A 12,246-nucleotide genomic window follows, 5' to 3' on the forward strand; every position below is an offset into this window, starting at 1 on the left:
CTGTAAGGGGGGCATAAAGGCAATACTTAACATGACTATTTTTCCGCCCCGACTTCGCAACGAATTTTATCCCACCCTTGGTAAGGTTCGGGTTGGATATGTTTCATTGACTCAACCCGATTTTTATATTCCTGATTATATAGAAGTCTTTTATAAGCACCAAAATTAGAGCCGTCTCTAATCCGTTCATCAGAAAAAGCGGCGGAAGGATAATATATTGGGTACTCTTTTAATCCAAGTCCGTAATCAATTTTGTTATAACGATAAGATGCGCCAAATATTATCTCGCCATTTTTTAACACAAAATAGCCGGTATTGCCCGAAATGGTAATAGGCGCGTTTCTGTTTCCTGGTTCGCTATAAATTCCTTGAATAGGCGAATCATCCACACCAATAAAAAAATCGACTTCATCACCGGGTACCGCTGCCATGGGTGATACTCTGGCTGTAATAAAATGCCGCCCACCATCAACGGACATGGCAAAGTCGGTTAAATTTTGGGTAGGAATGGCAATATACTGCTTGCCGGGGTTGTAATAGTGATATTTAGGTAAGTCATAAGCGGTATAAAACCGTTTTTGAATTAAGGTGTGAATATTATTTTTATCGTCATGAAACCAAATATGCCCACTGCAATTTTCGCCTTGCAGTTCAAGGTAGCGGTCAGCATCATAGCGGTAAATCACCTGCCGTTTGGTGCTGACATAATAGAATGAATCATCCAGCACTTCATCGTTTTGGGCAAAGCTATAAAAAAGTTGATACCCGTCGCGCGGTTCGGGTTTAGGTGGCCGCAGTGGCATTGGCTCTGAACTTGGAAAAGGGGCAATGATTGATAAAATACCAATCAGTACAACTGGCACAGCAAATAACAAAATACATAATTTAACGAGTGTCTGTTTCATTGAAAAGTTCCTGATTTGGCAGTGCCTAGCCATTGTTGAAAGACCGTCAATAAAGACAGATTATTGGGTAATTTAACTTCATCGGCATCAAAATCGCACTGCATTTTGTCCCATCCGGTGTAATCATCGGGAATCGGGGGGATGGTGTCGGGAATGATTTGACTGCGACCTAATATTTTTTTATGTTGATCCCATTTAGATAACATATGTGGTGCTTTCGTGCCAAAAGGGCGTTCCGAGGCATGTACATTGCCATCTTTAGCTAAAATAAAGGCTTGGTCATTAACTACATCGTATTGGGGAGAATCATGATTGCCTAACCAGTACCTGTTCGCTAAATGAATGCTTCTAAAGGAACGCCCACCGTCAATAGAAGTATCAATAGCAGACAGATCTGATAAAGGAACAGAAATATAGTTTTTAGCGGGGTGACGATAGGGTTCGGTATAAATTCGTTGTGAGTGAGCCGCTAAACGATAATAGACTTGCTCTTTATCATCAATAAAATAGACTTGTCCATTACAACGGTAGCCGGTTAATAACAGATAACGATTTTCGTCAAACCGATAGACAATTTGTGAAGGCCAAACATATTTTTGCTCTTGCAAATCGGTAATGGGTGAAATAGCGAGTATGCTAAAAATATAGATAAGATAGCTGAGTACTTGCCAACCTAAATGATATCGCTTAATGAATAACCAAGAAAAGCTTATTCCTCCAATTAAGGTAAGCAATATTGCTAGAATAATCATTTATTTTCTCCTTTTGGTGATAGGTTCAGGCATTGGCCATTGTATATCTTTATCAAACATATATGGGTAGTGTTTTCTAGTAATATCAGGGATTTTAGTTGGTAAGTTGGTGACAGTATCTTTCATTAGCGAGTAAGTCCCTTCTAACGAAAAAACAAACCTAAATTCATTCACTACGCTCTTAGGTACAGTGCCTTTTAAAAGATTCATACTCTTCTTAATTCCATCAGGTAAAATCCCCGAAATTTGGTAGATTATTGTTTCTTTCTCTTCATTTTGACGCGACCGCCAGTCGGCATTATTAATTAGCCGATGCCAAGTTCGCTGATTGGCTTTACTTGCAATACTAACTTCGCCAAGGGCAAGGTCATACGCCATAATATGCGATGGTACCTGTTCGTGTAGGGTTATGCCAGAGTGGTGGCTGCTATCCACGGGTGTAGATGCTTGGGTTTTTACGTCTTCATAAATCCTTTGTCTGATTTCGTCTTCATCAGGAAAACACCAAACTTCAAATTTATAAGGGTCGTCGGTAAATCGGTAGTGGACAACGTTTTTCCATTCAGGGTGCTCTGCTTCTCGATCTCTTTTCCATTGGTAATGATTATCTATAACGTTTTTATAAACCATCGATCCTAACACTGACTTTTTGGGGCGATTAGGTCCCCGATATTCAAATTCATATTTCGGGTAAGGCTTATAATGTTCCGATTTCTTATAATCATTTTCGTAATGTCTATATTTATCTTGTTGGATAAACAGATCATGATAATAAATTGCTTTGGCTAACTCAGTTTGAGGGCTTTTTCCACAGCCGGTGTAGGTAATGGGTTCGGGTACTTGTTCGCCATTTACTTTTAACTGCTCCTCTACTGCGTAGCTAGCATTACTGTATCGGTTAGCATCAAAAACACTATCTGACCCTGTTTCTGTTGGCGAATAAAGCCCGGATTGTTGATCTTGTTTTAATCGTTCTAAGTCTTCGTCATTTATTTTGTATTGAATAATGAGTTTACTTTTGAGTATATCGTAATAGCCGTTATGATAACGACCGTTTTTAACCGGATTATGTTGATTAATTAGCGAAATTTCATCTTGGGTTAAAAAGACTCTCGTTGTAATTTTATTATCATTAACAATTTCTAAATATCTGTTGTGCAAAGCTTTTCTATCAATATAGTTGGGCAAATCAATCTTGAATGTTCCACTGGGTCTAAAAAAAATAAACTTATCAGGATTTTCACCCACCGGAAAACCATGCCCAAAAGCGCGTTGCCTTAATTTGTCCCCACACTGTTTAAAAACGTAGTTAGGTATGCCTTGCCAACCCATTCCTTGAATGCTTTTTAACGAAACGACCTGATCATTAGGACTAAAGTAGTTATACACTTTACCGAAATTGTCACGCCAATACAGCGGATTGGTAAAATCGTAATCAGGCGTGGCAGGATTGAGTAAATCGGGTTTTGTTGGGGGCGATGCCACGTATTTTTCAATTAATACTTCAGGAGTATCAAATTTCTTTTCCCGTAAACTCTGTCCATCTTTGATAGCTTCTACAAAATTGATAAAGGTCTGTTCCCGTGCTTTATTGGTTTGTACCGCCATGCCCAGTTCTTTTGATTGCCCTTCTAAAAATGTGCCGTCAAACGCATACGGTGAGTGAGCCATAATCACGCAGTCTGCCGGTAAGTAATCCTCGTCTTTAAGCATAAGATTAGCTAACATAGTAATAATGGTGCCTTGGCTGTGGGCAACAATATTAATTGGCGCATGTTTTAATTTGTTATCATCCCTAATCTCTTTTATTAATTTAGCTAATCGATAAGCAGCGAATACCATATAGATTCGGTGCGGATTTTCATAAGCTTTTGACCCTTTTGGTGACCCTAATGTAGCCACGAAATTTGTCATAGATGTTAAACCGGGACCGTACATATCGGGTATGCAGGTGGTGGCGTCAGAAAACGGTCCACCATTACGCGTAAAAAGGTGATCGATCCAGTTACCAAATTGATCACTACTTAATTTGGAAAAACCAAACATGTCTTTTAGTTCTTTGGTTTCACGTTCAACCCAATAAGCATCATAGGGTAGTTCGGCTTTTTTGTCTTTTTTTAGTCGTTCTTCGTACGCTTTTTGTTCAGCGTAATAACTATCAATATCAACCGGTCGATACCCCCAGTAAAAAGGGATAATTGGCGAGTTACCTTTATGTTTTTCCTCACACGGTTTTAATGGCACCTTAATTATCTTGGGTTCTGTCCATTCTGTAAACATTTGCATTCTGGGCGAAAAATTTTCATGGTCGGTTTGCGTCCATTTCCATTTATTGGGTTTTAAATCGTTACGTCCTAACCGTTTGTTTAACCCCGCACAAATGCCTTTATCTAAATTAGGAAATGCTTCGCCTACATCGTTAACGCCGTGAATTAAAATCACAATACATGGCAATGGTGCAGGTACATCAACGACGTGGGTTTTCATGACATCAGTCGATTTTTCCGGTACTCCAATTACGCCTTCAACACAGGCAATGACATCATCATAGCTATTTTTATCCGTCATAAATTAACTCCTTGGGTAATCTTTTTACTATAATTGAGTTATTTTTGTTATTGTTAATTTTGATTTTTTCACTATTTAATCCATGAGCTGATGTTCTATACCATTGATAAAATACGTAATGCCATTGAGTGGATTGTTTAAGACTATTGGTATTTTTATTGAGTTTTTTCAACCAATTTTTAAAAAGGGTTGTTTTAACATGATTGATTGATAAAACGCGAAAGGTGGTTAGTTTTAGGGGTAACCTGTTATGGTTAATGACAGACATGATTAAAATCGACAATTGCTTAAAATTAACAATGGTGAACAAATTGTGATTAAGCGACAAAACGTCGATTAAAAAATTTTGCTTGTTTATTGTCGATTTCCTTGTGTTCATTGTGCATTCCTTTGGTGTTCGATAGTGATAATTTTTTACCGAATCATATCACTATCAGTATAAAAATTAGTCTAGTTAAAATACGTCTTTTTTTTCAACAATGCAACTTTTTTTTGATTAAAATTATCGAGATAAGTGATTAAACATGGTGAGCAGCTTGTTAGTAATCAAGGTGATCACTAACAATATAAGGCATTTATGACTATGCGATTATTGCATTCATAAACAACCCATATTGTGTTTTAAAAAAGGTTGTTAATTGTAAAATGTTACTCGTTAGATTGGTTCTTTTAGTCAATCAATTAAACATAATTCGTTTAAAACTTGTTATATGGGTGGTGGGGTGTGTTTGAGCAATTTGTTCTATACGCGCAATAATTTGTATGAGCTTGTCACTGTAGTTGGGATCGGTTGCGTATTTGGCTGCTTGTAATGCTTTGGCGGCGGTTCTTGCATCGGGTGCTTTGACCACCGCTTGGTAGCGAGGGCTTTTGGTTAATAGATTGATATAGTCAGTTAATGCATGTTGTTTACTGGTATAGACTTTAAAATTATCTTGAATTTTTATCATTCGGTCATTGATAAATTCTTGTGTTGTTAAGCGAGTCGCATTACCTTGCCATGTCGGCGTGGCTTTGATGCCAAAGTAATTATGGCTTGATTGGTTATCTGCGGTTTTAATCAGTTTTTGTCCCCAACCTGTTTCTAGTGCAGCTTGCGCTATGATAACTTCGTAAGGTATACCTGAACTTTTAGAAGCTTGTTGAGCAGGAATAAGCCATTCTTTGATAAATGCGGTTACATGATCTTGATTTGCCTTATCGGCAGGTTTTAACGATGTGATTTCTGATGCATTTATTTTTGAAGCATTATCGATTTTATGGCTATGATAAAGCATTTGTCCTAATGCTTCAGGCGTAACAGTCGCTGATGCGTTGCTAAATAAAGATTGTGCAAGTTTAAGGTTAGGTTGTTGCGACGATTTTTGGGGTTGAATAGGAATAGTGCCCGACGATGATACATTTGGTGACAAAGGTTTGCCATGCGTGAGTTGCTTGGTAATGATATTAGCAAGCCCCAACCCTTTACCTGCTGCTTGCTGAGCAATTTGCTGATCAAACATCGAGGTAAAGAGTTGTGTTGCAGGTTGATTGAATAATCCACTGTCCGGCACTGCTTTACGCATTGATTGCATCATCATATTAATAAATAGCGTTTCAAATTGTTCAGCAACTTGTTTAATACTTTGGTTAGTCCCTTTTGCCACATCGCGCTTTAATTGATTTAGTCCATTTACATCATAGGCAAAGCGGTGAACAGATTGATTAATCAAATTATTCATATTCTATTTTTTATATCTAAATGGTTTCTAACGAAGCATGTAAGCAACCGGCTTTTTTAAGTGCTTCAAGGATTGACATTAATTCGGTCGGATTGGCACCCAGTAAGTTGAGCGATTTAATTACACTATTTAAATTCACCCCTGCAGTGACTTTTTGCAATGCACCACCTTGCTCTTCAACCGCAATTTGTGTTTCAGGTGTGACCGCTGTTTCCCCACCCGCTAAAGGTGTATTGGGTTGGTTAACTTTGAGTCTATTATTGACGACAACCGATAAGTTACCATGGGCGACAGCGCAGTTATCCAACTGGACTTTTTGATTCATGACCACAACCCCAGTACGAGTATTAATAACAACTTTGGCTGAGATCGGCGTTGCACCAATTTCAAGATTTTGTATTCGTGATAATAATTTAACCCGTTCTTGACTGGTAACAGGCATTTTGACTGTCACCGTCGTGCCGTCCTGTGCCACTGCGGTGTTTTTTTGTAATTTATTAATTGCTTCGGAGATTTTTAAGGCACGAGTAAAATCGAATTGATTCAGATGTAGGTGAATAATGTCTTGTTCATCTAATCGCATGTCTAATTCACGTTCTATCGTTGCACCATTCGGGATTGTCGCGCCAGCTAATTGATTGACACTTACACTACTTCCGCCACTACTTGCGCCCATTCCGCCCAGAAAAAGATTACCTTGAGCAATCGCATATACTTGGTTATCTGCGCCTTTTAACGGCGTCATAATTAATGTGCCTCCTCGTAAACTTTTGGCATTACCCAGTGAGGATACCACGACATCTATTTGTTGTCCTACTCGTGCATAAGCGGGTAATTTTGCTGTGACCATAACGGCGGCAACATTTTTGAGTTGCATATTGCTGCCTGTTGGAACAGTAATGCCTAATTGAGATAACATATTGGTGATACTTTGAATCGTAAACGGTGTTTGCGAGGTTTGGTCGCCTGTTCCATCAAGTCCCACCACAATGCCATAACCTACTAACGCATTATCACGTACCCCTTGTATGGTGACTAGATCACGGATGCGCTCAGCGTAACTATAAGGTATCGCTAAAATCATCATTAAGATAAAACAGATAAGAGTAGGTAATTTTTTTATCATGCTAAGACTCGTTAAAACGGTGAAAGATTGAGAAATAAACGCTGTAGCCAACCCATAGTTTGTGCTTCATCGATGTAACCATTTCCGACATATTCAATACGGGCATCGGCTACTTGTGTTGAGATAACGGTATTATTGCCGCTAATTGTTCGAGGGTTAACTACACCTGAAAATCGTATAAATTCCGTTCCTTGATTTATCGCAATTTGTTTTTCACCAATGACTTTTAAATTGCCGTTTATCATGACATCTTGTACGGTGACAGTAATAGTTCCGCTAAAGGTATTTTTAGCGTTTGCTCCTCCAGATCCTTTAAAATCATTACCGCCAGACATGTCTGTTTCGACTTTTCCCCGTCCAACCAGTCCATCTAAAAAAGTGGGCACAGCTTTTACCCCTAAATTCAGTGAACTATTACGTCCGGCATTGATTGATGAGCTTTTGCTAGCGCTGACGTTTTCTTGTAATACTATGGTTAGCACATCACCAATATTGCGTGGACGGCGATCTTCAAACATGGGTTGGTAACCAAAATTACTTGGTTGTGCTGCTTGATAGATAGAGCCGCTGGTGTTAACAATTTCTGGCATTTGCGGAACGATACTCGTTTCACCTTTGACTAATGGTTTTTTCGGTAACTGTGCGCAATTCACTAAGCACAGCGCAGCGATCACGATATACAGGGATTTCATCACGTTTATCATGGTATTAATTTATAACTGATTTAATCGTTGTAGCATCTGATCGGATGCCGAAATCGCTTTACTGTTAATTTCATAAGCACGTTGTACTTGAATCATATTTACCAGCTCTTCGGCAACATTGACATTCGATGTTTCGGTATAACCTTGGTATAGCAATCCTGCACCATTTAGGCCGGGGGTGTTTTCAGTCGGCGCACCAGAACTTTCGGTTTCTAAGTAAAGATTTTCCCCCATGCTTTCAAGTCCCGCATCATTAATAAAGGTGTGTAATGTCAGTTGACCTACTTGCACTTGTGAGGATTGGTTGGCAAGGGTGACATTGACAATACCATCACGCGCGACCGTCATTTTAATTGCATTTGCGGGAATATTAATGGTTGGTTGAATTTCATACCCGTTGGCGGTGACGAGTTGTCCATTTTGGTTAACTTGAAATGCGCCACTACGGGTATAAGCTTGGGTTCCGTCTGGTAATAGCACTTGGAAAAAGCCTTGTCCATTAATAGCAATATCACTGCTGTTGTCGGTTAATTCTAAATTACCTTGGCTGTGAATTCGTTCGGTGGCAACCGGTCTTACCCCTGTGCCAATTTGTAAGCCTGACGGTAAGGTAGTTTGTTCTGAAGATTGTGCGCCCGGTTGGCGAACAGTTTGATATAGCAGATCTTCAAATACTGCTCTTTGCCGTTTAAAACCACTGGTACTGACATTGGCTAGATTGTTGGAAATAATATCCATATTCATTTGTTGTGCGGTTAAACCGGTTTTGGCAATCCAGAGTGATTTAATCATTGGTGATACTCCTAATTAAGTCAGTGATAATATTTGATTCGCTTTTTGAGCATTTTCGTCAGCGGTTGTGATCCCTTTCATTTGCATTTCAAAATGGCGAGAATGGCTGATTAAATCAACCATTGCGACAACGGGATTAACATTACTGCCTTCCAATACGCCCGACATCAATTTGGCATTGGGATTATCGGGTAATACGGCGCCACGGGCATTGCGTGTCTGTTCAGTCAATTGAAACAAACCATTATCACCGCGAGTTATTTCGTTGGGTTTAAGTTGGACTTTTTTAATTTTACCCATTTGGGCTATGGTGGTCGGTTTATCACCTGCGCCTAAAGCTGATAAAGTCCCGTCTGAACTGATACTGACTTTTGATTGTTGCGGAACAGTTAGTACACCGCCATCACCCATTAAAGGGTATCCTTGCACACGCAATGTACCTTCTTCATCAATTTGGATCGCACCATTACGGGTATAAGCCTCACTACCATCGGCAAGTTGTACCGCTAACCAGTTATCTTCGGCTAAAGCAACATCTAATTCTCGACCAGTATAATTAAATGCCCCCATACTGGCATCAAATGTGGGGGTGGTTGCTGTGACCATTGTTCGGGTTGGCATAGTGCTGCCAACAATAGGTACCGCTTTCATTGCGGCTAATTGGGCACGAAAGCCTGATGTTGAAACATTGGCTAGGTTATTACTGGTTATTGCTTGTCGATGAAGAGTCTGACTTGCTGCCGACATGGCTGTATAAATAACGCGATCCATAATTTATTCCTTAATTAACGCAAGTTAACCAATGTGTTGAGTATCTGATCCTGCGTTTTTATGGTTTGTGAATTAGATTGATAATTGCGCTGGGCAACAATCATGTTGACTAATTCTTGACTCATATCCACATTGGATGATTCTACTGCACCGCTGGTCAATGCGCCCATCGTGCCTGAGTTTGCGATACCTAATACTTCAGCGCCGGATTGAAGTGTTGAACGCCAATTGTTATTGCCTGCTGACTCTAGTCCGTTAACATTGGCAAAATCCGCCATCGCAATTTGACCTAACAACATGGTTTGTTGGTTAGAATAGATACCGTAAATCGATCCATCATTATTGATGTTGTACCCGACTAAGTCACCCGGTGCATAACCATCAACGACAGGGGTTTTGATACTGCCCACTTCTTTGCCCATATTTTGTTGAGAGCTATTAGCCAGTGATAGTGTAAAGGTGTTGTCAGCCGAGCCATTAATACCGTTAATATTTACGGTCATTTCTGGATCACTGATTAATTTACCGGATGAATCAAATTCCATTTGCCCCATTTTTTGTAATGTTGCATTCGGGTCGCTGCTGTCAAGATAATGCACATCCCATTGATTATCGGCTGTTTTGACATAAAACAGTTGTACATTACGTTGATTACCGAGCGAATCGTAAGTTGTCAGCGTTGTTGAGTAGTTGAACGTATCGGCATCAAGTGCATTAATAGGCTGTTTTTCAGGTACTGTACTATTTGAGTTTAAGTTAGTTTGTAATGATGCTTTTGTTGTTGCGGCAGCATTTAACATTTCTTGCGAAATTTTAAGCGGCCCCGGTGCTGCACCTTGTGCAATTTGTGGCGGTGTGCCGGTGGCTAAGTAGCCAGTGAGTTGCAAACCATCCGCCGAAATGATGTTGCGCTCGGCATCTAATTGAAATTGACCATTACGGCTATAATAAATTTGTCCACTACTATCCACTAAGCGAAAAAAACCATTGCCAGAAATAGCAACATCTAAACTATTGTTAGTGGCGGTTGTTGTTCCGTCACCAAAATTTTGCATGACGGCTGCAACTTTCACACCCATACCAACTTTTGATCCGGCATACATGTCGGCAAATGAGATACTCGCACTTTTAAAGCCAACGGTTGCAGAATTGGCAATATTATTACCAATGACGTCTAATTGTTTTGATGCAGCATTCATGCCGCTAATTGCTTGAGAAAATCCCATTTGAATTTCATCTCCCTTAAAGAATTTGACGTACTTCGTCAATACTAATTGAACCAAGTATTCCTAAATCGAGTAATACTTTATTATTAACTTTACTGTTTATCACACCATAGACAACCGAATAGCCAAGTGACGTTGAGGATACTTTTTGCCCATCGTAACTGGCATTGACCGAAAAGGTATAACTGCCATCGGGTGCGGTGGTGCCATCGTTTAGCTGACCGTCCCAAGTGAAGGAGCTAACTCCAGCAGGAATCGAACCTAAATCGACTTCACGTACGACATTACCATTTTCATCTAAAATCGTAATGATGACTGAATCAGCATCACGCATTAGCTCAAAACCAAATGGTGTGGTAATGGTTTCGGTTTCGTTATCAGTACCTTCAAGCTCAGAGGTCGCCACTAAAATTTTATTGCCAGGTACCATTACCCCTTTACCAATCATGTTGCTGGCATTGACCGATAAACTATCGTCAATTTGCCCAGACACCATGCCTAGCGTGGTATTTAATCTTTCAATCCCCGCTAATGTGTTAATTTGAGCAAGTTGCGAGGTTAATTGGCTATTATCCATTGGATTGGTTGGATCTTGATTCTTCATCTGGGCAATCAGTAGCGTTAAAAAGTTATCTTGTAATTCTTTACTGGAATTGCCATCAGTTGTACTTTTTTGTTTGGTTTGAACACCGTTTACGCCTACCGATTCGGATACAGACACATTTGTTACACCCATCTATCACTCCTTGCTATTGACCTAATGTCAATGTTTTTAACATTAGGCTTTTGGCGGTATTAATGACTTCGACATTGGCTTGATAGCTGCGTGATGCTGATATGGTGTTGACCATTTCGGCAACAACATCGACATTGGGTTTTTGGATGTAACCTTTCTCATCGGCTAATGGATGATGTGGCTCATAAACTAAGTTCATAGGTGACGGGTCTTCAATCACTTGGGCGACTTTAACGCCAGCAATACTATTTTGCTCACCGTTATTATCCACCTGAAAAATAACTTGTTTTGCTTGGTATGCTTTTCCTGATGTGCTGGTGATGCTGTCAGCATTCGCTAAATTACTGGCGCTGACATTCATTCGCTGAGTTTGTGCCATTAAGGCCGAGCCAGAAATTGCAAAAATTGAAAAACTCATATTGATTATCCTTGCTGTAATACAGACATTACATTTTTAAATTGTTCACCTAAAAAAGTTAAATTGCTTTGATAGTGGATACTGTTATCCATAAATGCTGTGCGTTCTTGATCCATTTCGACCGTATTACCGTCCGCTGATGCTTGATAAGGAATACGATAAAGCATATTTACATTTGTCATAGCAGGTGCATTGATCTGTATATGTTGAGTCGACGTTACGTTAAGTTGTAGCTGATGGCGACTATTCTGATGAGTTAGTGCTTTTTTCAATTCGGCATTAAAATCAATATCACGCGCTTGATAATTCGGTGTATCACTGTTAGCAATATTTGATGCTAAGATAGTTTGTCTTTTTTCACGTACATTTAATGCTTGTTGATGAAAATTAATAAAGGTGTCTAATTTATTCAGCATAAAATTGTCTCACTTTGTTTGATATTTAAAATTTTATGTGAATCAAAAAAAACTCATCGTATAAATAACAACAAAAATTGTCCTTATTTCAACATTCAATAAAATTGTTCA

At 39.4% G+C, this 12,246-nt stretch carries 13 protein-coding genes; all 13 read right to left on the bottom strand.

The window, feature by feature from the left end; translation table 11 throughout:
- Positions 1-35: 35 nt before the first annotated feature.
- The 13 genes from ACGH6R_RS08645 to flgB all read right to left on the bottom strand — a co-directional run bounded on the left by ACGH6R_RS08645 (position 36) and on the right by flgB (position 12,135).
- Entirely contained in the window at positions 36-905 is an 870-nt protein-coding gene (locus tag ACGH6R_RS08645; protein WP_411599442.1) for a hypothetical protein, read from the bottom strand.
- Positions 902-1,657 carry a hypothetical protein gene (locus ACGH6R_RS08650; protein ID WP_411599444.1) on the bottom strand — a complete coding sequence of 252 codons (756 nt, stop codon included), beginning with the start codon at positions 1,655-1,657 and terminating at the stop codon, positions 902-904. The genes ACGH6R_RS08645 and ACGH6R_RS08650 overlap by 4 nt, the downstream gene beginning before the upstream one ends.
- Positions 1,658-4,225 carry a hypothetical protein gene (locus ACGH6R_RS08655; RefSeq protein WP_411599445.1) on the bottom strand — a complete coding sequence of 856 codons (2,568 nt, stop codon included), beginning with the start codon at positions 4,223-4,225 and terminating at the stop codon, positions 1,658-1,660.
- Positions 4,215-4,604 carry a hypothetical protein gene (locus ACGH6R_RS08660; protein WP_411599446.1) on the bottom strand — a complete coding sequence of 130 codons (390 nt, stop codon included), beginning with the start codon at positions 4,602-4,604 and terminating at the stop codon, positions 4,215-4,217. Before ACGH6R_RS08660 ends, ACGH6R_RS08655 begins: the two co-directional genes overlap by 11 nt.
- A gap of 298 nt (positions 4,605-4,902) precedes the next feature.
- Complete coding sequence (gene flgJ / locus ACGH6R_RS08665) at positions 4,903-5,946, bottom strand: flagellar assembly peptidoglycan hydrolase FlgJ (protein ID WP_411599448.1); 1,044 nt, start codon at positions 5,944-5,946, stop codon at positions 4,903-4,905.
- A 16-nt stretch (positions 5,947-5,962) separates the two neighbouring features.
- Positions 5,963-7,072, bottom strand: a complete 1,110-nt coding sequence (locus ACGH6R_RS08670) for a flagellar basal body P-ring protein FlgI (protein ID WP_267349930.1) — start codon at positions 7,070-7,072, stop codon at positions 5,963-5,965.
- A gap of 11 nt (positions 7,073-7,083) precedes the next feature.
- Positions 7,084-7,764 carry a flagellar basal body L-ring protein FlgH gene (locus tag ACGH6R_RS08675; protein ID WP_267349928.1) on the bottom strand — a complete coding sequence of 227 codons (681 nt, stop codon included), beginning with the start codon at positions 7,762-7,764 and terminating at the stop codon, positions 7,084-7,086.
- Between the two features lie 21 nt (positions 7,765-7,785).
- Positions 7,786-8,568, bottom strand: coding sequence for a flagellar basal-body rod protein FlgG (flgG, locus tag ACGH6R_RS08680; RefSeq protein WP_267361001.1), 783 nt, complete (start codon positions 8,566-8,568; stop codon positions 7,786-7,788).
- A 15-nt stretch (positions 8,569-8,583) separates the two neighbouring features.
- Positions 8,584-9,339: a flagellar basal body rod protein FlgF gene (locus ACGH6R_RS08685; RefSeq protein ID WP_267349924.1), complete on the bottom strand. Its 756-nt coding sequence runs from the start codon at positions 9,337-9,339 to the stop codon at positions 8,584-8,586.
- A gap of 14 nt (positions 9,340-9,353) precedes the next feature.
- Complete coding sequence (flgE, locus tag ACGH6R_RS08690; RefSeq protein ID WP_065558039.1) at positions 9,354-10,565, bottom strand: flagellar hook protein FlgE; 1,212 nt, start codon at positions 10,563-10,565, stop codon at positions 9,354-9,356.
- A 16-nt stretch (positions 10,566-10,581) separates the two neighbouring features.
- Positions 10,582-11,301, bottom strand: a complete 720-nt coding sequence (locus ACGH6R_RS08695; RefSeq protein WP_220216102.1) for a flagellar hook assembly protein FlgD — start codon at positions 11,299-11,301, stop codon at positions 10,582-10,584.
- A gap of 13 nt (positions 11,302-11,314) precedes the next feature.
- Positions 11,315-11,719, bottom strand: coding sequence for a flagellar basal body rod protein FlgC (flgC, locus tag ACGH6R_RS08700; protein WP_220216101.1), 405 nt, complete (start codon positions 11,717-11,719; stop codon positions 11,315-11,317).
- 5 nt (positions 11,720-11,724) lie between these two features.
- Positions 11,725-12,135, bottom strand: coding sequence for a flagellar basal body rod protein FlgB (gene flgB, locus ACGH6R_RS08705; RefSeq protein ID WP_411599449.1), 411 nt, complete (start codon positions 12,133-12,135; stop codon positions 11,725-11,727).
- Between the last annotated feature and the right edge of the window lie 111 nt (positions 12,136-12,246).

It is taken from the genome of Gilliamella sp. CG13 (assembly GCF_046635805.1).
Classification (GTDB): Bacteria; Pseudomonadota; Gammaproteobacteria; order Enterobacterales; family Orbaceae; genus Gilliamella; species Gilliamella apicola_I.